We start from the raw sequence: 19,636 nt of genomic DNA on the forward strand, positions 1-19,636 counted from the left end.
AAAGTGGACAAATCGGCGGAAAGCGTCTCACTGTAAAAAAAGTGTCTTAATCAGCAGGAAAAAGCGTGAACGGGGCGGACCGTGGGGAGGAGTGCAGCCCGCCGTCGGCGCGGTGCGCGCCGACGGCGGAGGAAAACGCGATCAGAGGGTGAAAGGATCGCTGTCACGCCACGCCGGAAAGCTGTCACGGTAGCCGTTCAGCGTCTCCAGCGATAGCGTGGCGTTCAGGATGGCGGGCTGATGCGCCCCGGCGCGATCGAGGATCATTCCCTGCGGCGAGATAATCTGGCTGTCGCCGCTGTAGCGCAGCGATTTACCATCTTCGCCGACGCGGTTGCAGCCCGCCACGTACGCCTGGTTTTCGATGGCGCGCGCCATCAGCAGCGCCTGCCAGTGATGGCTGCGCGCCTCCGGCCAGTTCGCCACGTAGAGCGCCAAATCGTAATCGTTGCGGCTGCGAGAGAAGACCGGAAAGCGCAGGTCGTAACAGATCTGCGGCAGAATGCGCCAGCCGCGCCAGGCGATAATTTCGCGCCGCTCGCCGGCGACATAGTGATGATGCTCATCGCCCATGCGAAACAGATGCCGCTTGTCATAGCTGTGCAGGCGGCCGCCCGGTTCCACCAGCAGAAAACGGTTTACCGGCCCTTTTTCCGTTTGCAGCGCGGCGCTGCCGCCGACCATCGCATTAAGCCGACGCGCATGATCCGCCAGCCAGGCAACCACCCGCTCCTGCGGCAGCGACTGCTGCGCCGCCTCCATGGCGAAGCCGGTGGTGAACATCTCCGGCAGCACAATCAGGTCGCGGCCGCTCAGCGGCGCCAGCAGGCGATCGAAATGGGCCAGGTTCGCTTCGCCGTCCATCCAGGCCAGCGGTTGCTGCAGCAGCGTGAGCGTTAAATCTGACATAAGCGCTCCGCCGCAGCGAGCAGGGTGCTTTCCTGCTTGGCGAAACAGAGGCGGATCAGGCGGTGCGGGAAAGCGTCCGCGCAGAACACCGACAGTGGGATCGCCGCCACGCCTACCGTTTCCGTCAGCCAGCGGCAAAAGCTGACATCCTCCAGGTCGGAGATGGCGCTATAGTCCGCCAGCAAGAAATAGGTGCCTTCGCACGGCAGGATCTCGAAACGGCTGTTGCCCAGCGCCTGTACAAAGCGATCGCGGCGCGCGCGGTAAAAGTCAGGCAGCTGACGATAATGCTCCGGCTCGGCGCGCAGCATATCTGCCAGCGCCAGCTGCGCCGGGGTATTCACCGAGAAGGTCAGGTATTGATGCACCTTACGGATCTCCGCGCTCAGCGCAGGTGGCGCAACGCAGTAGCCCACTTTCCAGCCGGTCATATGGTAGGTCTTGCCGAACGATGAGACGGCAACGGCGCGCGCGCGCAGCTGCGGATGTGCCAGCACGCTGTGATGGCCTGTCTCGCTGAAGCAGATATGTTCATAAACTTCATCGCTCAGCACGTAGATCGGCCGTTCGGCGATCGCCTGCCACAGCGCGGCGAAATCGCTCTGCTGCCAGACCGTCGCGGAGGGGTTGTGCGGCGTATTGAGGATCACCAGCCGGGTGCGCGACGACAACAGCTGCTCAAATGCCGGCCAGTCGACGCCAAAGGTGGGCGGCTGCAGCGTCAGGCGCTTCATCACACCGCCCGCCAGGGTGACAGCCGGCGCGTAGCTGTCATAGCTGGGATCGAAACAGATCACCTCATCGCCCGGCCGTACCAGCGCGGTAATCGTCGCGTAGAGCGCCTCGGTGGCGCCGGCGGTTACGGTAATCTCATCATTAACCTCAGGACGCCAGCCGTACAGCGCGGCGGTTTTATCGGCGATCGCCTCGCGCAGCGGCAGCACGCCGGTCATTGGCGCATACTGATTGGCGCCCTGGCTGACATGGTACGCCAGCCGCTGTTGCAGATAGTGCGGCCCGTCAAAATCGGGGAAACCCTGCGAGAGATTAATGGCGTTGTGCGCCTGTGCCAGCGCGCTCATCTGGGTGAAAATCGTGGTGCCCAGCGCGGGTAGCTTACTTTCTGGAATCAACGGGTTACATGACATAAATGGCTCACCTTCAGAATGGATCGTGGCCCGATGTTACGGCTGTGTTGAGCCACTATAATCATGATGTTAGTATTTAGCAATCAAGACGGGTAGACGTCTAAACACGCTTCTCCTGCAGCGACTCAGAGATAAGGAATACGATGACGGTAACTCCGCAACTGGCGCAGCTGGTGGCTGCCTGCCACTGGATTGGACAGCAGGGCTGGGCGCCCGCCACCGGCGGCAATATGTCGGTGCGCGCCGGCGACGGGATCTGCCTGCTGAGCGAATCGGGCAAGGATAAAGGCAGCCTGAACGCCGACGATTTTATCGAGGTATCAATCGCTACCGGGCAGGCCGCTGCCGGGCGCACGCCTTCCGCCGAAACCGGGCTGCATACGCTGATCTACCGCCTGTTTCCCGAGGCGGGCGCGGTGCTGCATACCCACAGCGTTAACAGCACGGTGCTGTCGCGGGTGGAGAAAGGCCCGGCGCTGCAGCTGCAGGGCTATGAGATGCAAAAAAGCCTCGCCGGACAGCGCAGCCATCTTGACCAGGTGGCCATTGCGCTGTTCGATAACGATCAGGATATCGACGCGCTGGCGTTACGCATCGAAGCGTATGCGCAACGCCAGCCGCTGCGCTACGGTTTTTTGCTGCGCGGCCACGGCCTTACCTGCTGGGGCAAAGATGTGCAGGAGGCGCGCCGCCATCTGGAAGGGCTGGAGTTTCTGTTTAACTGTGAAATGCAACGTCGTTTGCTGGAGAAAACATGATTCGCGCGATTGTCACCGATATTGAAGGCACCACCAGCGATATCCGCTTTGTGCATCACGTTCTGTTTCCCTGGGCGCGCCAACATCTGGCGGACTTCGTGCGGGCGCAGCAGAATCAACCAGAGGTGGCCGACGCGCTGAATGCGCTGCGGCGCGAGACTGAGCAGCCGCAGGCTGACATCGATGCGCTGATCTCCACGCTCTATCGCTTTATGGATGAAGACCGGAAATCGACCGCGCTGAAGGCGCTGCAGGGCATGATCTGGCGCAGCGGCTATCTGAACGGCGACTTTACCGGCCATCTCTATCCCGACGTGCTGCCCGCATTAAAAAAGTGGCGCGAGCAGGGGATTTCCCTGTACGTTTATTCTTCTGGATCGGTTGCGGCGCAAAAGCTGCTGTTCGGCTACAGCGACTGCGGCGATATTACGGCGCTGTTTAACGGCTACTTCGACACCCGCGTCGGCGCCAAGCGCGAGGTGAGCGCTTACCAGAACATTGCCGGTCAGATTGGCCTGCCTGCCGAAGCGCTGCTGTTTCTCTCCGATATTCGCCAGGAGCTGGATGCGGCGCAGCAGGCCGGGTGGCATACCCTGCAGTTGATTCGCGGCGAAGCGGATAATGACAGTACCCATCGCCAGGTTAACCGTTTTGATCAGATTAAGCTGGAGCCGTTTTCCTTATGAGTGAATTAACCATTTATACCGAGACAGAAACCACGGTGCCAATCTGGCACAGCACCGATCCTGAGGCGATCCGCGAGCAGCTGAACGCGCGCGGCGTCCGCTTTGAACGCTGGCAGGCGGATCGCGAACTGGGCGAAAATCCCGATGCGGAAACGGTAATCGGCGCCTATCAGCACGCTATCGACAGGCTGGTGGCGGAAAAGGGCTATCAGAGCTGGGATGTGATCAGCATGCGCGCCGATAATCCGCAAAAAGAGGCGCTGCGCACCAAATTTCTCTCGGAGCATACCCACGGGGAAGATGAAGTGCGTTTTTTTGTCGAGGGCGCAGGGCTGTTCTGCCTGCATCTGGAAGGGCGCGTTTATCAGATTCTGTGCGAGAAGAACGATCTGATCTCCGTACCAGCCGGCACGCCGCACTGGTTTGATATGGGATCGCAGCCGCACTTCACCGCGATCCGTATTTTCGATAATCAGGAAGGCTGGATCGCCAACTTTACCGGCGATCCGATCGCCGTAACCTACCCGCGTCTGCCCTGACGCTAGCCGCGCGGGCGGCCGCCGCCGTCCGCGTCATGATCTCCTGCCGTTTCGTCAGATTGTCTCAGCCGATGCTGCCACGGTGATGTTTGTCAGGGTGCCCCGGCTATAGGTGTTAGCCAGTGCGCCCTGGCCAACAGGGCCACTGTCGTTTTCATCAGCGTGCCCCGGCCTGCCGTTTACGCATCGCCTGTTTGAGGGGGCCGGCGCCCCTGTGGGATCTGAGTGTTGAACCCGGAACCTGTAGCGCCGGACGGCGCGCATCCGCTTATCGTTACGGCTAAACGCCTGCCAGAGGCTGGAAACAACCGGCAGCTACCGCTTCCGGCGTCACCACGCCGGTATCCAGCACCCAGCCGCTGATCAGCGCCGCCGGGGTGACATCGAACGCCGGATTCCACACCTGCGCATTCTGCGGCGCCCACTGCACCTGGCCAAAACTGCCGGCCACGCCGGTCACTTCGGCGGCGGTGCGCTGCTCGATAGGGATGGCGCTGCCGTCGGGACAATGGCGATCCAGCGTGGTATGCGGCGCGGCAACATAAAACGGAATATGATGATAACGCGCCAGTACGGCCAGGCTGTAGGTACCGATCTTATTCGCTACGTCGCCGTTGGCGGCGATGCGATCGGCGCCGACCCAGACGGCGTCTACCTGCTGCTGCGCCATTAGCGCCGCCGCCATAGAATCACAGATCAAGCGGTTCGGGATACCCAGCTCACCCAGTTCCCAGGCGGTCAGCCGTCCGCCCTGTAGTAGCGGACGCGTTTCACCCACCCATACCTGCTCTACCTTTCCCTGCTCAAAGGCACGCGCAATCACGCCGATAGCGGTGCCGACGCCGGCAGTCGCCAGGCCGCCAGTATTGCAGTGCGTCAAAATCCGGCTGCCGCGCGGCACCCGCTCGCTGCCGGCGCGCACGATGGCCTCGCACAGCGCTTTATCTTCTTCCACCAGGCGCAGCGCCTCCGTGCCGAGGGCGGCGACATAGTTTTCTTGTGCCAGCGCCAGCTTCATGCGATCCAGATTATTCATCAGGTTAACCGCGGTAGGACGTGCCGCGCGCAGCACCGTCAGCACCTGCGACAGCGCATCACGCGACATGCCGTTTTCCGCCAGCAGCGCCAGTAGCAGGCTGGCAGAGAGACCGATTAGCGGTGCGCCGCGCACGCGCAGCGCGTGGATATGGCCAACCAGCGCGTCCACGCTGCTGGCGTCCAGCCAGTTTTGCTGCTGCGGCAGCGCCTGCTGATCGAGGATCCAGAGCTGGTTATCACGCACCCGCAGACTGGTGGTATGAAGAGTTTGCATAAGGGTGAAATCCATGTTGCGTTAATGCTGTGTATTGTGCCAACATGCGAAACGGAAGTATAGACGTCTGAACGGCTTTTACTACAGATTTGCAGAGGAAACGGATCATGTCGCAATACCGGACGTTCACTGCCGCCGATGCGGTGGCCTATGCGCAACAATTTAGCGGACTGAGCGATGCGTCTTCGCTGGTGGACGCCGAAGAGATTGGTGACGGTAACCTTAATCTGGTATTTAAAATCTTCGATCGTGACGGTCACAGCCGTATTGTGGTGAAACAGGCGCTGCCCTATGTCCGCTGCGTTGGCGAATCCTGGCCACTGACGCTGGATCGCGCACGGCTGGAGGCAGAAACCCTGATTGAACATTATCGCCACTGCCCGCAGCATACGGTCAGGGTACTGCATTACGACGCGGCGCTGGCGGTGATGGTGATGGAGGATCTCTCCAGCCATCGCATCTGGCGCGGCGAACTGACGCAGGGGCGCTACTATCCGCAGGCGGCGCGGCAGCTGGGCGAGTATCTGGCGCAAACGCTGTTTCATACCTCCGATTTTTACCTGCATCCCCACCAGAAAAAGGCGCAGGTAGCGCGCTTTATCAATCCCGAGATGTGCGAAATCACGGAAGATCTCTTTTTCACCGATCCTTATGAAGCGCATCCGCGCAACAGCTATCCGCCGGCGCTGGAAGCTGACGTGAATCAACTACGCAGCGACGACCGTCTGCGTGGCGAGGTGGCGGGGCTGAAGCATCGCTTTTTCGCCCACGCCGAAGCGCTGCTGCATGGCGATATTCACAGCGGCTCGATCTTCGTTGCCGACGGCAGCCTGAAGGCGATTGACGCCGAGTTCGGCTACTTTGGGCCGATGGGTTTTGACATCGGCACTGCGCTGGGCAACCTGCTGCTAAACTACTGCGCCTTGCCGGGGCTGCTGGCGCCGCGTGAAGCCGCCGACGCGCGCGAGCAGCGTTTAACGGACGTACGTGAAGTGTGGATAACCTTTGCCGAACGCTTTCAGGCGCTGGCGACGGAGAAAACCCGCGACCGTGCGCTGGCCTGGCCCGGTTACGCCAGTGAGTTTCTTAAGAAGGTGTTTGCCGACAGTATCGGCTACTGCGGCACCGAGCTGATTCGCCGTACCGTTGGCATGTCGCACGTTGCCGATATGAAAAATATCCCCGATCCGGTAATGCACGCGGAATGCGTGCGTCATGCGATTGGGTTGGGCAGGGCGCTGATTGTCGCCGCGGCCAATATCGATAGCGTCGATACGCTGATCGCCCGTATCCGTCAGCACGGCTAAGCGCCTGTCAGGAAGCGCGCCCTGCGGTTAGCAAGGCGCGTTTTTTTATGACCGCTGGGCGGGAACTAAACGAACACCCGCTGCGCGCGTAATTTCCGTTAGCGTTTTGATGGTCGGGTTGCCGTTTTCAGAGAGCGCGCGATAGATGTTCTGGCGGCCGAGGCCGGATTTTTTCGCTATCTCTCCTATGCCGCCGCGCGCTTCGATGACACGACGTAACGCAGTAAGAAAGGCCGCTACGCCGCCAGGCTCATAAATATCTTCAAGCGCCGTCTGTAAATAGATTTCAGCATATGCCGGGTCTTCGCGCAGCTCCGCGATTAGCATGTCGTTATAGTCCACCGCTGGCGGAAAATCTTGCCTGAGCGTCTCACCGGCGGCGGCTCCTTTTTTACTGCTTACTGTCATTTCGTCCTCGCTTTGTAATCTTTCAGATATTCAACCGCTTTAGCGATATCACGCGATTGGGTGGTTTTATCTCCACCGATGAGCAGGAGAACTATTTTGCCATTTTCCACCGAGTAATAGAGACGATAGCCTGGCCCATAGTTGATCCTTATTTCCCATACGCCGCTGCGCTCAAACTTGTGATCGGAAAAATTGCCGTTTTCCACTTTATCCAACGTTGAGTTTATCTTTAAAACGGCCCGTGGATCTTTTTTCCTCAGCTTGTCACGCCACGCTTTGAAAGGCTGCTTTCCTTCTGACGTTTGGTAAATGATTAAGTGATACATTTTCCGCCCTCATCCTTAAGGAGCCCCTAATGTCCGTTATAAAAGACAAGGAGGCAAGCGGTTTTGTCTCTTATATGCGATCGTTCTTGCCATCCTGTCATCCTTGTTAAGGCATATAAAAGCCCGCGTAAAAACGGTCAACCTATGGGCTGACGGCCACACCAGACGCTTTGCCCGACACCCGCATAAAAAAGGCCTGAGCGTAAACGCTCAGGCCTTGCGGGCCGCGCTGCTGAACATCCGGTCTCCCACCTTCACTCGCCAGCGCGGCGTATTGCTCCCTCTGTTTTATGGGCTGTCAGGCGGCTTCGATTTTACGGATTGCCGTCTGTTCTTGCTTTACCGGCTGAGTCGCCAGGGCATCCGGCTCGAACTCATCCACGTTAATCGAACGCAGGCGGCTGACTTCGGCGCGTTTCAGCACTTCGGCTTCCTGCGCGTTGATCCAGCCTTCCTGCAGGCCGCGCTGCGCCAGCTCATCCAGTCGGGTAAACGACAAATGCTTCTTCAGCTGCTTGCTGAGACGATCGTGGATCGCTTCCGCCGCCATCACATCCTGCAGCGCGGCTTCCAGCTGGCCGGCAGGGTTATGTTCGCCAGGCGTCAGGTACTGGCCGCGTCCCAGACGGGAGCGCGTGGCGGAGGGCGTTTGCAGCAGCTTCGCCAGCTGATGATCGAGACGATCCGATGGCGCGCGGCAGTGACGGCCCGCAGGGAAAATCGCCAGGCGCAGCGTCGCCGCGACGGCCGCGTTCGGGAAATTGCGCAGCAGATCGTCAATGGCATTTTCCGCCTGGTTGAGCGCATCCTGCACGCCCCAGTGCAGCAGCGGCAGATCCGCCGCCTGACGGCCTTCATCGTCATAGCGCTTCAGCGCCGCCGAGGCGAGGTAAAGCTGGCTGAGAATATCGCCCAGGCGCGCCGACACGCGTTCACGGCGTTTCAGGCTGCCGCCCAGCACCGACATTGAAACATCTGACAGCAGTGCCAGGTTGGCGCTAATGCGGTTCAGATGCTGATAGTAACGGCGTGTAGCGTCGCGCGTCGGTGAGGCGCTGGTATAGCCGCCGGTAATGCCAAGCCACAGGCTGCGCACCAGATTGCTGCCGACATGGCCGACGTGGCTAAACAGCGCGCGGTCGAAAGCGGGCAGGTCGTTGCGCTCGGCGGCGGCCATCTCCTGCAACACATAAGGATGGCAACGGATAGCGCCCTGGCCGAAGATGATCATGCTGCGCGTCAGGATGTTGGCACCTTCTACGGTAATGGCGATCGGCGCGCCCTGATAAGCGCGGGCGAGGAAGTTGCTCTTACCGAGCATAATCCCTTTGCCGCCGGCGATATCCATTGCATCGATAATGGCGCGCTGGCCGCGATGGGTGCAGTGATATTTCACAATTGCCGACAGTACCGCCGGTTTTTCGCCGAGCATAATGCCGTAGGTGATCAGGGAAGCGGCGGCATCCATGACATAGGCGTTGCCAGCGATGCGCGCCAGCGGCTCCTCGATCCCTTCCATCTTGCCGATAGAGACCTTGAACTGACGACGAATGCGCGCATAGGCGCCGGTGGCCAGCGCCAGGCTTTTCACACTGCCGGTTGAGTTAGAGGGCAGGGTGATGCCGCGTCCCACAGAGAGACATTCAACCAGCATCCGCCAGCCCTGGCCGGCCATTTTCGGGCCGCCGATAATGTAATCAATCGGTACGAAGATATCTTTGCCGCGCGTTGGGCCGTTCTGGAACGGTACGTTCAGCGGGAAATGACGTTTGCCGATCTCGACGCCCGGCGTATGGGTTGGGATCAGCGCGCAGGTAATGCCCAGCTCTTCAGTATCGCCCAGCAGATGTTGCGGATCGTAAAGCTTAAATGCCAGACCGAGGACGGTAGCGATGGGTGCCAGCGTAATATAGCGCTTGTTCCAGGTGAGACGCATGCCCAGCACCTGCTGGCCCTGCCAGTCGCCCATACAGACCACGCCGGTATCGGGAATGGCGCCCGCATCGGAGCCCGCTTCCGGGCTGGTCAGCGCAAAGCAGGGGATCTCTTCGCCGCGCGCCAGACGCGGCAGATAGTGATCCTTCTGCGCATCGGTGCCGTAATGCTGCAGCAGCTCGCCAGGGCCGAGCGAGTTCGGCACGCCGACGGTGATCGCCAGAATGCCGGAGATGCCCGCCAGCTTCTGCAGCACGCGCGATTGCGCGTAGGCGGAGAATTCCAGTCCGCCATACTCTTTTTTAATGATCATAGCGAAGAAGCGATGCTCTTTCAGATACGCCCACAGTTCGGGCGGCAGATCGGCCATCTCGTGCGTGATCTGGAAATCGTTCGCCATACGGCACGCCTCTTCCACCGGGCCGTCGAGAAATGCCTGCTCTTCGGTGGTCAGACGCGGCTGCGGATAGTTATGCAGCTTTTTCCAGTCGGGATTACCGCGAAACAGATCGCCTTCCCACCAGGTGGTGCCAGCATCGATCGCTTCTTTCTCCGTGCGCGACATCGGCGGCATCACCTTGCGGAAGGTGCGCAGCATTGGGGCGGAAAACAGGGAGCGGCGCAGCGACGTCAGATTCAACGGCAGCAGGATCAGCGCCAGCGGCAGCAGCATCCACGGGGTCCAGAGATCGAACAGCGCCATCGCCGCTGTCCACAGCAGCAGGATAACGCTGCTAAGGCGCAGCGAAACGCGATGCCAGAAAAGCGCGCCGATTAACGCCAGCGTCGCCAGAACAGAAAGAACCATCATAATGAACCGCTCCATCAGAAGTAAGAGGTCTGACCTGTTGGTCTGTGTACAGATTTAGAGCAGTTCAGGATGTTTAGCAATTGCATAACATAATAATTACAACCTGGCTCACACTCCGGCCGCATGATTGGTCAAATCGCTCACTTCACAGCGCAACGCTTTGCGGCCTGTTGCCATTCCGGTAAACTTGCGCTGACTCTTTCTCATCCAAAGGACATCCCTATGTACCAGGATATTATTCGTTCAGAACTTAACGAAGCAGCGGATACGCTAAATAAATTCCTGAGCGAAGACGCGAATATTCACGCGATCCAGCGTGCTGCGGTGCTGCTTGCCGACAGCTTCAAGGCGGGCGGCAAGGTGCTTTCCTGCGGTAACGGCGGCTCCCACTGCGATGCGATGCACTTCGCCGAAGAGCTGACCGGACGCTATCGCGAAAACCGCCCTGGCTATCCGGCCATCGCCATCTCCGATGTCAGCCATCTCTCCTGCGTTAGCAACGATTTTGGCTACGACTACGTCTTTTCGCGCTACGTGGAGGCGGTAGGCCGCGCGGGCGATGTGCTGCTGGGCATCTCCACTTCCGGCAACTCGGCGAACATCATCAAGGCGATTGACGCGGCGCGCGCGCAGGGGATGAAAGTGATCACCCTGACCGGCAAGGATGGCGGCAAAATGGCGGGCAGCGCCGATATCGAAATCCGCGTGCCCCATTTCGGCTATGCCGACCGCATTCAGGAGATCCATATCAAAGTGATCCATATCCTGATGCTGCTGATCGAAAAAGAGATGGAGAAAAAGTAACCGCCGCTGGTCGATTACGCCGCCGCGTCCTCCCCGGCGCGGCGTTTTCCCGGCGCCGCCCGCGCCTCTCTTTCGGGTACTTTCCGCTTTCCTTTCCTGAAAATAGCGCATGCGTTCCCGCTGCCTGGCGCCCTCTGATTGGTTATAATCGTCGCTAAACCGTGCCGGAGGCCCCGACTATGTGCGAATTGCTCGGAATGAGCGCCAACGTTCCAACTGATATCTGTTTCAGCTTTACCGGTCTGGTGCAGCGCGGCGGCGGCACCGGGCCGCATAAAGATGGCTGGGGCATCACCTTTTATGAAAATAAGGGCTGCCGCACCTTTAAAGATCCGCAGCCCAGCTATAACTCGCCGATTGCGCGGCTGGTGCAGGAGTATCCGATCAAATCCTGTTCGGTGGTGGCGCATATTCGTCAGGCGAACCGCGGGCAGGTATCGCTGGAAAATACTCATCCCTTTACCCGCGAACTGTGGGGACGCCACTGGACCTACGCCCATAATGGCCAGCTTAGCGGCTATCGTCGGCTGGAGACCGGCAACTTTCGTCCGGTAGGGGAGACCGACAGTGAAAAGGCGTTCTGCTGGCTGCTGCACAAGCTGGCGACGCGCTATCCGCGCACGCCCGGCAACTGGCCGGCGGTGTTCCGCTATATCGCCGAGCTGGCGGGAGAGCTGCGTCAGAAGGGGGTATTCAATATGCTGCTGTCGGATGGCCGCTACCTGATGGCCTACTGTTCGACCAATCTGTTCTGGATTACGCGGCGTGCGCCCTTCGGCAAAGCGAAGCTGCTGGATCAGGATGTGGAGATAGACTTTCAGAAGCAGACCACGCCGAACGACGTGGTCACGGTGATTGCCACTCAGCCGCTAACCGGCAATGAAACCTGGCACCGTATCGCGCCAGGCGAGTGGCAACTATTTTGCCTTGGAGAGCGCCAGGAATGACGCCGAGGCGGCAGGGGTGCCGCTGACCGGCGCGCCGTTCAGCACATACTTGCCGTTATTGACCGCCACCATCGGCGGCTGGCGATGCTCGACGAAGTAAGCGTAGCCCGGCTGCAGCTCTTTCCAGAAGCTGGCGTAATAAGAGTTGCGGTGACGCTGCATATTGCTTTCGGTCATGCGGAACGGATAGATACTGATTTCCACTTCCGGCTGGCCGTTGCGCAGCGCGGCGTTCACATAGCTGAAAATCTCATCCATATAGGCGTTGGTCATGGCGTAACAGCCAATCGAGACGCAGGCGCCGTGGATCATCAGAAATTTCCCGTCATAACCCTGCTGGCGATCGTACTGGTTAGGAAAACCGATATTGATCGCGCGGTAAAAGCGGCTGTCCGGCTTCAGCTGATTTAGCCTGACGCTGTAGAACCCTTCCGGGCTTTTGAAATCGCCCTGACGGCGCTTCGGCCCCAGCCCGCCGGAAAAATTACAGATGCGATAGCTGTCGAGCAGGCGGAACTCGTTGCCGATCTTGCCGTAAAGTTCCAGCGTGCGCTCTTCTTTGAAAATCTGAATATAAACCGGCGTGCCTAATAACTGCTTCTTTAACTCTTTGCTGACCGGCGCCAGTGGCTGCACTGGGTCCGGGGCGCTTGCCATGCTGAGGGCCGGCAAAAGAATCATCGCAAACAACAGTGCGATTTTGCCCATTCTTTTTCCCTTGATAATGAGGGGGTTAAACTGCAACGCCCGACGGCGTCTGTGACTTGCATAATCGGAACATTCCGCTATCGCTGCGCAACATTATCACTGTCTATTTTTTTATCAAGATGCCTGTTAATAAATAGCTGTGATTTCGTTGCCGGCCAGCGCGGCGGCAGGCGCTGCCGGGCAACATTCATTACTCTACACCATTGAATCCGTTCGGGTTGGCTGTATACTTATCCAGTGTCAGCGGAGGGGGTATGCGCAAAATCATTCATGTCGATATGGACTGCTTTTACGCAGCGGTGGAGATGCGTGATAATCCCAGCCTGCGTGATATTCCTCTCGCTATCGGCGGTAGCCGCACCCAACGCGGCGTAATCAGTACCGCCAACTACCCGGCGCGCAAATATGGCGTACGCAGCGCGATGTCCACGGCGATGGCGCTGAAGCTCTGCCCGCATCTGACGCTGCTGCCGGGCCGCTTCGACGCCTATAAAGAAGCCTCTGCCCATATCCGGGAAATTTTTTCACGTTATACCGCGCGCATCGAGCCGTTGTCGCTGGACGAAGCGTATCTGGACGTCAGCGACAGCCCGCACTGCCACGGTTCGGCGACGCTGATGGCGCGTGAAATCCGCCAGACCATCGCCGATGAGCTGAACCTTACCGCGTCGGCGGGCATTGCGCCGATCAAGTTTCTCGCCAAAATCGCCTCCGATCTGAATAAGCCGAACGGTCAGTATGTGATTACGCCGGATGAGATGCCGCAGTTTTTGCTGACGCTGCCGCTGGCGAAAATTCCTGGCGTCGGCAAGGTGACGGCAAAGAAGCTGGAGGATTTAGGGCTGCGCACCTGCGCCGACGTGCAGAACAGCGATCTGGCGATGCTGTTGAAACGCTTTGGCAAGTTTGGCCGCGTTATCTGGGAGCGCAGCCACGGCATTGACGAGCGGGAAGTGATCGCCGATCGCGAGCGCAAATCGCTGGGGGTGGAACGCACGCTGTCGGAAGATATTCACCACTGGGAGCAGTGCCTGGAGATTATCGATTTTCTCTATGACGAGCTGGAGCGGCGCCTGACGAAAATCAAGCCGGACCGCCATATTGCGCGGCAGGGCGTGAAGCTGAAATTCAGCGATTTCCAGCAGACCACCCAGGAGCATGTCTGGCCGATCCTGAACAAAGACGATTTGATCGCGGTGGCGAGGAAGACGTGGGATGAGCGGCGCGGCGGCCGCGGCGTCCGGCTGGTGGGGCTGCACGTTACGCTGCTGCATCCGCAGCTGGAAAGGCAGCTGGTGCTGGGGCTGTAGCGGTTGTTAAGCCTGCTGTTAAATTTTATCTATTTGGAAAACCAATAATTTAATAAGTTAAATTTAGCCGTATTCAGCTGTAGTGCTGGAGGTACTTTTTGTATATCGCTTTTGTTTTCTGATTAAAATTTTATTATTTATCAAGCAATTAAATTTAATATTTAAGTAATCATTGCTCACTCTGCTTCGTTTTGTTAAAAATTTTACAGAAATTATTGGTCCGGTTTATGTTTCTCATCAAGGAACGAAGGAGAGCAATCATGAGTTTATCTGGTCAATCACCCGGAAAAGGCATGCTAAGTTACGATTTTGGCCGGTGGACGGGGCAGGCTGCTGGTGGGCAGGATATTGATTTCGGCTTGTGAGCAAATAATCTGGACTGTAGACGTGATTTTTATCAGGTCGGCATTATTTATGACGATGGAAGTAAATGTTGGCTTGTACGTCCTTCCCGCCGTATTGCTAACCCAAATCAAAGCTTGATAAGTCATGTTATTATCACGAAAGTACCAGACAAAACACACGAGCCCGCTTCGCAATAAGCTGTCATAAAATCCCTGTCTTCGCCTTCGCTTGCTACTGAAATTACTTCTACCGCATTTGCCTGTGGCGACTTGATCGTTACCGCTTTCCTGTCGGCTACCGCCATGGCTGCGATGCCTTTTATGGCAGGGACATCAGGCGCAATTGCGGCCACAGGCGTAGCGGGTAGCGCTGCTACAGCAGCTCAATGTTTCATTGGTGTTGGACGTGTCATTGCTATGACTAACGGTTATGAAGACCACGTGGCATGGCTTGATAGTCAGGACTGGTATGTTGCGACATCTACCGCGCTGGATATTCTATCATTAGCCGGCGCTGGAGCAGGGCTAAGAGGCACCCTGGATACCTATAAAGCGATGAAGGCGATTTCTCCCCGTAACGTAAGCGAGTGGTTCCAAAATCTGAGTCGTAGCGAGCGCAAACGACTGACAGAAACAATTATTCGCGCACAAAACCCTGGAATATCTAACGCTGGTGTCAAAGCAGCAATGAAAGCAGGTCGTTATCCTAAGCGCTTCCCAACAGAAACCATCCAGCGGCAGCTACAGCGTGAATTATTGATTGTGGTAAATAATACCGTCACCTTTGCTGGAAGTGGCGTAACCGGTACCATCCGTAATCCGCAAAATCTGGGCACAAGCGCTAAATATATTATTTCTACAATTCAGTCATTTGCTACGTATTAAGGATAGCTATGTTGTTGAAAGCCGCTCAGGCGCGTTTTCGCTATTGCCTGACGATCGATCGCGAGATCAAACAGGCTTCGGCAGGTCAACTGAAGGCCGTGCAGGATAAACTTAATCAGCAGATGAACGGCTCGGTTGGCATGTTTAATTTTGCCCTGCCGCTGGTGTTCAGTGCTTTTTTGATGATGCTGAGCTTTGCCATGATGCAGTTCTCTTTGTGGCAGGCAGTAACGCAACTGCTGGGGCTGCCGCGTACCATGACGATGGTACTGCTGGTCGTTGGTTCGCTGCTGTGCGGCGCGCTTTATGTGATGCCGGTCTTTCTTATGGCGAAAGGACGCATGGTTGGCCTTAGCCTGCATCTGCTGCTGGCCCGTGCGACCCTGGGGGGCGCTGTGATTTATCTGCTTTGCGCGCTGGTCGGCGGATTTAGCGGCGGAGTAAGCGCAGGGGGAAACCTGATTTGCCCACTGCTGGCGCTGGCTTTTATGGGTCTCAGCTTTTGGCTGATTCGCACCGAACGCTTTTACTCCTCGCTGCTGTTCGCGCTGTTCTGCCGCACCCTGCGAAAAGCGCAAACGGCCCGCCTGACGCACCGCAAATAAACCGGCCCTGAGGCCGGTTCTCTGCATCACTTTTTGCCGTACTTCGCTTCCAGCGTGGCGAACCAGGGGGCGACGAAATCGTTGCTTTCGCCCCAGCCGGGAATGATTTTATTCAGCGTCGCCACGTTTACCGCGCTCTGCTGGCCGTTTAGCGCCGCCTGGTCAATGGCGGAGGCCTTAAACTGATAGCTGGCGGGCGTGGGTTCGCCGGCGATCTTCTGCGCCAGCAGACGCATATTCACCGCGCCGATCAGTTTGCTGTCCACCGCCACCGTCTGTTTCCACGGGCTGCCCGGCTGACGCATTAGCTGTAGATCCTGATTGGAAACGTCGATGCTGTAGAGCTTAATTTCGGTACGGCCATTCTCCTGTAATGCTTTATACGCGCCCTGGCTGAAGGCGTCCCAGGCGCCCCAGATGGCGTCGATCTGGCCTTTCGGGTATTTCGCCAGTATCGCGCCGATCTTGTTGGCGGTGTCGCCCTGCACGTCGGACGAGACGGCGCCGATCGACTCCAGCTGGCGAATGCCGGGGTTTTCCTTCAGCAGCTTTTCATAAACTCCCTGACGGCGCTCCATCGGCGGAAAGCCCGCCACCCACAGCTTGACGATATTGGCCTTGCCGTTGAAGTCTTTGATCAGCTGGCCGAGCGACAGCGCCGCCAGCGAGGCGTCATCCTGCGCGCTGACCGTCACGCCGGGAATGGCGGCGTCAACCGGCGTATCGAAAACCGCCACCTTGATGCCGGCGTCGGCGATGCGCTTCACCAGCGCGGTGGCGTAGGGCGCTTTACCGTGTGACAGCAGAATGCCGTCATACTTCTGGCCGATCGCCTGATTGACGAAATCCTGGAAGCGCGCGTCGTCGCCGTTGCTGAGAAAAGTGCTGACCTTAAAGCCGAGCTTGCGTCCCTGCTGAATCGCCCCGGCGACGAACTGGGTGGTGTTGTCGTCGGAGCCGAGGTTACGGATCACCGCAATGCGGATCGGGCCGTCATGGTCGGCAATAGCCGTCGGCACCGGAGCGGGCGTGGCGGCGAACGTCGGCGCTGCGCTCAGCAGGCTGACGGCGATTAAAGAGAGTGCGAAAGATTTCATCATTATTTACCCTGTCAAAAGCGCCTTAGCGGCGCGGGAAGTAGGTCATCGCCAGCGCCAGCGCCAGCACCAGCCCTTTAATAATGTCCATGGCGTAATAGGGCACCGAGAGCATGACCAGTCCGTTTTGCAGCACGCCGAGGATCACTGCGCCCAACAGCGTGCCGAGCGCGTTAGGTTTGCCCGCGCCCGCCAGCGAGAAGCCAATCCAGGCGGCCGCCACCGCATCCATCAGATAGCCGCTGCCGGCGTTGACCTGCGAGGAGCCGATGCGCGACGCCAGCAGAATGCCGCCCAGCCCGGCGAGCAGCGAGGCCAGCATGTAAGCCAGTACGCGGTAGCGCACGGTGCGGATGCCGGAAAGGCGCGCCGCTTCGGCGTTGCCGCCCAGCGCGTACATGCGGCGGCCATGTTTAGTCAGCGACAGCGCCAGCTGCGCCGCCAGCGTCACCGCCAGCATAATAATGACGATAGTTGGCACCTGGCCAAGCAGGCCGAATGCGGCGGGAATGGTGCCTTCCGCCATATCGCCGCTCGGCAATACCATATTTTCGGTAATCGAGCCGCCGTAGCTGTACGTCATCGCCACGCCCTGCACGACAAACAGCGTCGCCAGCGTCGCCAGCATGTCGGGAATGCGCAGCACCACAATCAACAGGCTGTTAAACAGCCCCACCAGCGTACAGATCAGCAGCGTCGCCACGATCGCCTCAGTGGTGTCGAAGCCGTACCAGACGAACAGCGAAATTACCAGCGCGTTCGCCAGCGAGGCGGTAGAGCCGACAGAGAGGTCGAAGCCGCCCACCGTGAGCGAGATCGATACGCCGACGGCGATCACCGTCACAATCGCGATCGATCGCAGGATATTGATGATATTGTTCGGGTCGAGAAAACTGTCCGAGGCGAGGCCGAAGCCGGCGATCAGCAGGATCACTGTCAGCAGCATTCCCCATTTGTACAGAAATTCAAACAGCTGGTGGCGCAGCGACGGGCGCGGCGTCAGGGTCAGGTCTTTACTGCTCACGCGGGGGTTCCTCCGGTGGAATAGAGTAACAGGGTCTCTTCATCAGTGGCGCTGGCCTCCAGCTCGGCGACGATGCGGCCGTCCCACAGCACGCAGATGCGGTCGCACAGGCCGATCAGCTCGGAAAACTCGCCGGAGGCGTAGATAATCGCTTTGCCTTCGCGCGCCAGGCCGTCGATCAGGTTGAAAAGGTCGGTTTTGGCTTTGATATCAACCCCTTTGGTCGGCTCATCGAAAATCAGCACCTTCGCGTCGTTACGCAGCCATTTGCCGATGGCGACTTTCTGCTGGTTGCCGCCGGAGAGACGGCGCAGCGGCTGCTGCGGCCCGCGCGTGCGGATGCCCAGCCGCGCGATAATTTGCTGCGCCCAGCGCCAGGCGTGACGATGGCGGTAAACGCCCCAGCGGGAAAAGCTGTCGTCGGCGGTGACGCTCAGGTTCATCGCCACCGATTCATCAATAAATATACCTTCGCGCCGCCGCTCTTCCGGCACCAGCGCCAGACCGCGCGCTACCGCATCGTGCGGGCTGCGCGGACGCCAGGGCGCGCCGTGCAGGCGGCCGGCGGCGATGCGGCTGCGGGTCGCGCCAAACAGCGCTTTGCACAGCTCGCTTTTGCCCGCGCCCGCCAGTCCGGCGATGCCTAACACCTCGCCCTGGCGCAGCGTCAGCGCGATATCCTGCAGCAGCCGGTCATCATGCAGTCCGCTGATTTCCAGCACCCTTTCGCCCGGCGGCAGGCTGCGACGCGGCGGCCAGATATCGTCCAGCCGGTGTCCCAGCATTTTTTCAACAATCTCCCCGGCGCTCAACGCCTGCATCGGCTCGCTGCTTACCAGGCGCCCGTCGCGCAGCACCGTCATACGGTCGCAGATGGTTTTCAGCTCCTGAATGCGGTGCGAGATAAACACCACGCCGATGCCGCTCTGTTGTAAGCGCCGCACCACGTGAAACAGGCGTTCGCTTTCGTGACGATCGAGCGGCGCGGTCGGCTCGTCGAGGATCAGAAAGCGACAGTGATGGGAGAGGGCGCGCGCCAGCAGAATTTGCTGCTTCTCCGCCAGGGTGCAGCGCTCCACCAGCCGGTTGACCGGCAGCGGCGACTCCAGCTGCGCCAGCAGCTCGCGCGCCTGCCGCCGCATCTCACGCCAGCGATAGCGCAGGCCCGGCTCCGCCAGCCGATCCAGCATGATGTTCTCCGCCACGCTGAGCTGCGGCACCAGCGCCACGTCTACCTCCTGCTGCACCAGATGAATGCCGAGGCGCTTCGCATCGCGTGGCGAACGCAGCGTCACCGGCTGGTCGTCGAGCAGGATCTCGCCCTGATAATCAGCGTGTGCGCCAGCCAGCACCGCCATCAGCGTCGATTTTCCCGCACCGTTGGCGCCGGTCAGCGCATGCACTGAGCCGCCCTCCAGCTGAAAGTCCACCTGGCTAAGCGCGGCAAAGCCACTAAAGGAGAGGGAGATATGACGCATCTCCAGGCTATTCAATGCCGTCATGCACGATCCCCGGATAAATTAAATAAATGTTTTGCCACATTTTTTAATGACCGCTACAAACTGGCAACAGCCGAAAGCGCATAAGCTAACACAAAATGTTATTAGCCATCCAGACATCCAGACACATCAGGGGAAGCGGCGGCGGATAGCGGGGGCGGCAGCGGAATACGCCAGCGCTGCGGCGAAAAGGCGGCGCTTTATGCTGGGTTGACGCGGGGCGGGATGGGAATAAAAAAGGCCAGACCGGAGTCTGACCTTTTCAGCGAACGAA

General features: G+C 58.8%; 19 protein-coding genes. 9 read left to right on the top strand and 10 right to left on the bottom strand.

From position 1 onward, the window contains the following. Positions 1-141 precede the first annotated feature (141 nt). Both C2E15_RS05090 and C2E15_RS05095 read right to left on the bottom strand, forming a co-directional pair. Positions 142-909 (bottom strand): amidohydrolase, encoded by a 768-nt coding sequence (locus C2E15_RS05090; protein WP_104956404.1) that lies wholly within the window; start codon positions 907-909, stop codon positions 142-144. After that, a complete protein-coding gene (locus C2E15_RS05095; RefSeq protein WP_104956405.1) occupies positions 897-2,057 on the bottom strand; it encodes a pyridoxal phosphate-dependent aminotransferase in 1,161 nt (386 codons plus the stop codon). The genes C2E15_RS05090 and C2E15_RS05095 overlap by 13 nt, the downstream gene beginning before the upstream one ends. A 143-nt stretch (positions 2,058-2,200) precedes the next feature. On the opposite strand from C2E15_RS05095, the gene C2E15_RS05100 reads away from it, so the two are divergent. The 3 genes from C2E15_RS05100 to C2E15_RS05110 are packed head-to-tail and all read left to right on the top strand — an operon-like array spanning position 2,201 to position 4,040. Further along, a complete protein-coding gene (locus C2E15_RS05100; protein ID WP_104956406.1) occupies positions 2,201-2,815 on the top strand; it encodes a methylthioribulose 1-phosphate dehydratase in 615 nt (204 codons plus the stop codon). Beyond that, complete coding sequence (gene mtnC / locus C2E15_RS05105; protein WP_104956407.1) at positions 2,812-3,501, top strand: acireductone synthase; 690 nt, start codon at positions 2,812-2,814, stop codon at positions 3,499-3,501. Before C2E15_RS05100 ends, mtnC begins: the two co-directional genes overlap by 4 nt. After that, positions 3,498-4,040: a 1,2-dihydroxy-3-keto-5-methylthiopentene dioxygenase gene (locus tag C2E15_RS05110; protein ID WP_104956408.1), complete on the top strand. Its 543-nt coding sequence runs from the start codon at positions 3,498-3,500 to the stop codon at positions 4,038-4,040. The genes mtnC and C2E15_RS05110 overlap by 4 nt, the downstream gene beginning before the upstream one ends. A gap of 280 nt (positions 4,041-4,320) precedes the next feature. On the opposite strand, the gene mtnA is transcribed toward C2E15_RS05110, so the two are convergent. Next, positions 4,321-5,352, bottom strand: coding sequence for an S-methyl-5-thioribose-1-phosphate isomerase (gene mtnA, locus C2E15_RS05115; protein WP_104959087.1), 1,032 nt, complete (start codon positions 5,350-5,352; stop codon positions 4,321-4,323). A 107-nt stretch (positions 5,353-5,459) separates the two neighbouring features. On the opposite strand from mtnA, the gene mtnK reads away from it, so the two are divergent. After that, a complete protein-coding gene (mtnK, locus tag C2E15_RS05120; RefSeq protein ID WP_104956409.1) occupies positions 5,460-6,659 on the top strand; it encodes an S-methyl-5-thioribose kinase in 1,200 nt (399 codons plus the stop codon). Positions 6,660-6,704: 45 nt separating this feature from the next. Here mtnK and C2E15_RS05125 read toward each other — a convergent pair whose 3' ends face one another. The 3 genes from C2E15_RS05125 to fadE all read right to left on the bottom strand — a co-directional run bounded on the left by C2E15_RS05125 (position 6,705) and on the right by fadE (position 10,139). After that, complete coding sequence (locus C2E15_RS05125) at positions 6,705-6,986, bottom strand: helix-turn-helix domain-containing transcriptional regulator (RefSeq protein ID WP_174705712.1); 282 nt, start codon at positions 6,984-6,986, stop codon at positions 6,705-6,707. Positions 6,987-7,063: 77 nt separating this feature from the next. Beyond that, positions 7,064-7,393: a type II toxin-antitoxin system RelE/ParE family toxin gene (locus tag C2E15_RS05130; protein ID WP_104956411.1), complete on the bottom strand. Its 330-nt coding sequence runs from the start codon at positions 7,391-7,393 to the stop codon at positions 7,064-7,066. Positions 7,394-7,691: 298 nt separating this feature from the next. After that, positions 7,692-10,139, bottom strand: coding sequence for an acyl-CoA dehydrogenase FadE (gene fadE / locus C2E15_RS05135; RefSeq protein ID WP_104956412.1), 2,448 nt, complete (start codon positions 10,137-10,139; stop codon positions 7,692-7,694). 222 nt (positions 10,140-10,361) lie between these two features. On the opposite strand from fadE, the gene lpcA reads away from it, so the two are divergent. Together lpcA and C2E15_RS05145 are read left to right on the top strand one after the other, a co-directional pair. Further along, positions 10,362-10,943, top strand: coding sequence for a D-sedoheptulose 7-phosphate isomerase (gene lpcA / locus C2E15_RS05140; protein WP_104956413.1), 582 nt, complete (start codon positions 10,362-10,364; stop codon positions 10,941-10,943). A 179-nt stretch (positions 10,944-11,122) separates the two neighbouring features. Further along, complete coding sequence (locus C2E15_RS05145) at positions 11,123-11,890, top strand: class II glutamine amidotransferase (RefSeq protein WP_104956414.1); 768 nt, start codon at positions 11,123-11,125, stop codon at positions 11,888-11,890. Here the strand turns inward: C2E15_RS05145 and dpaA are convergent. After that, positions 11,861-12,598 (bottom strand): peptidoglycan meso-diaminopimelic acid protein amidase, encoded by a 738-nt coding sequence (gene dpaA / locus C2E15_RS05150; RefSeq protein WP_104956415.1) that lies wholly within the window; start codon positions 12,596-12,598, stop codon positions 11,861-11,863. The genes C2E15_RS05145 and dpaA overlap by 30 nt on opposite strands. Positions 12,599-12,852: 254 nt before the next feature. Here dpaA and dinB point away from each other — a divergent pair, with 254 nt between their 5' ends. From dinB to C2E15_RS05165, 3 genes are all read left to right on the top strand, one after another. Beyond that, on the top strand, positions 12,853-13,908 hold the full coding sequence (gene dinB / locus C2E15_RS05155; RefSeq protein WP_104956416.1) for a DNA polymerase IV: 1,056 nt from the start codon (positions 12,853-12,855) through the stop codon (positions 13,906-13,908). Positions 13,909-14,522: 614 nt separating this feature from the next. Beyond that, a complete protein-coding gene (locus C2E15_RS21955; protein ID WP_245912348.1) occupies positions 14,523-15,137 on the top strand; it encodes a hypothetical protein in 615 nt (204 codons plus the stop codon). A gap of 8 nt (positions 15,138-15,145) precedes the next feature. Then, complete coding sequence (locus C2E15_RS05165) at positions 15,146-15,742, top strand: hypothetical protein (RefSeq protein WP_104956417.1); 597 nt, start codon at positions 15,146-15,148, stop codon at positions 15,740-15,742. A gap of 26 nt (positions 15,743-15,768) precedes the next feature. On the opposite strand, the gene C2E15_RS05170 is transcribed toward C2E15_RS05165, so the two are convergent. The 3 genes from C2E15_RS05170 to C2E15_RS05180 are packed head-to-tail and all read right to left on the bottom strand — an operon-like array spanning position 15,769 to position 19,365. After that, positions 15,769-16,839 carry a sugar ABC transporter substrate-binding protein gene (locus C2E15_RS05170; protein ID WP_104959088.1) on the bottom strand — a complete coding sequence of 357 codons (1,071 nt, stop codon included), beginning with the start codon at positions 16,837-16,839 and terminating at the stop codon, positions 15,769-15,771. A gap of 25 nt (positions 16,840-16,864) precedes the next feature. Further along, on the bottom strand, positions 16,865-17,863 hold the full coding sequence (locus tag C2E15_RS05175; protein ID WP_104956418.1) for an ABC transporter permease: 999 nt from the start codon (positions 17,861-17,863) through the stop codon (positions 16,865-16,867). Continuing rightward, positions 17,860-19,365: a sugar ABC transporter ATP-binding protein gene (locus C2E15_RS05180; protein ID WP_104956419.1), complete on the bottom strand. Its 1,506-nt coding sequence runs from the start codon at positions 19,363-19,365 to the stop codon at positions 17,860-17,862. Before C2E15_RS05180 ends, C2E15_RS05175 begins: the two co-directional genes overlap by 4 nt. Between the last annotated feature and the right edge of the window lie 271 nt (positions 19,366-19,636).

This window comes from Mixta gaviniae (genome assembly GCF_002953195.1).
Taxonomy (GTDB): Bacteria; Pseudomonadota; Gammaproteobacteria; order Enterobacterales; family Enterobacteriaceae; genus Mixta; species Mixta gaviniae.

Coding starts and splice junctions, on each gene's coding strand:
- C2E15_RS05100 (WP_104956406.1), top strand. CDS start 2,201: ATGACGGTAACTCCGCAACTGGCGCAGCTGGTGGCTGCCTGCCACTGG.
- mtnA (WP_104959087.1), bottom strand. CDS start 5,352: ATGCAAACTCTTCATACCACCAGTCTGCGGGTGCGTGATAACCAGCTC.
- C2E15_RS05090 (WP_104956404.1), bottom strand. CDS start 909: ATGTCAGATTTAACGCTCACGCTGCTGCAGCAACCGCTGGCCTGGATG.
- C2E15_RS05180 (WP_104956419.1), bottom strand. CDS start 19,365: ATGACGGCATTGAATAGCCTGGAGATGCGTCATATCTCCCTCTCCTTT.
- C2E15_RS05125 (WP_174705712.1), bottom strand. CDS start 6,986: ATGCTAATCGCGGAGCTGCGCGAAGACCCGGCATATGCTGAAATCTAT.
- mtnC (WP_104956407.1), top strand. CDS start 2,812: ATGATTCGCGCGATTGTCACCGATATTGAAGGCACCACCAGCGATATC.
- mtnK (WP_104956409.1), top strand. CDS start 5,460: ATGTCGCAATACCGGACGTTCACTGCCGCCGATGCGGTGGCCTATGCG.
- C2E15_RS05130 (WP_104956411.1), bottom strand. CDS start 7,393: ATGTATCACTTAATCATTTACCAAACGTCAGAAGGAAAGCAGCCTTTC.
- C2E15_RS05110 (WP_104956408.1), top strand. CDS start 3,498: ATGAGTGAATTAACCATTTATACCGAGACAGAAACCACGGTGCCAATC.
- fadE (WP_104956412.1), bottom strand. CDS start 10,139: ATGATGGTTCTTTCTGTTCTGGCGACGCTGGCGTTAATCGGCGCGCTT.
- lpcA (WP_104956413.1), top strand. CDS start 10,362: ATGTACCAGGATATTATTCGTTCAGAACTTAACGAAGCAGCGGATACG.
- C2E15_RS05165 (WP_104956417.1), top strand. CDS start 15,146: ATGTTGTTGAAAGCCGCTCAGGCGCGTTTTCGCTATTGCCTGACGATC.
- C2E15_RS05145 (WP_104956414.1), top strand. CDS start 11,123: ATGTGCGAATTGCTCGGAATGAGCGCCAACGTTCCAACTGATATCTGT.
- dinB (WP_104956416.1), top strand. CDS start 12,853: ATGCGCAAAATCATTCATGTCGATATGGACTGCTTTTACGCAGCGGTG.
- C2E15_RS05170 (WP_104959088.1), bottom strand. CDS start 16,839: ATGAAATCTTTCGCACTCTCTTTAATCGCCGTCAGCCTGCTGAGCGCA.
- dpaA (WP_104956415.1), bottom strand. CDS start 12,598: ATGGGCAAAATCGCACTGTTGTTTGCGATGATTCTTTTGCCGGCCCTC.
- C2E15_RS05095 (WP_104956405.1), bottom strand. CDS start 2,057: ATGTCATGTAACCCGTTGATTCCAGAAAGTAAGCTACCCGCGCTGGGC.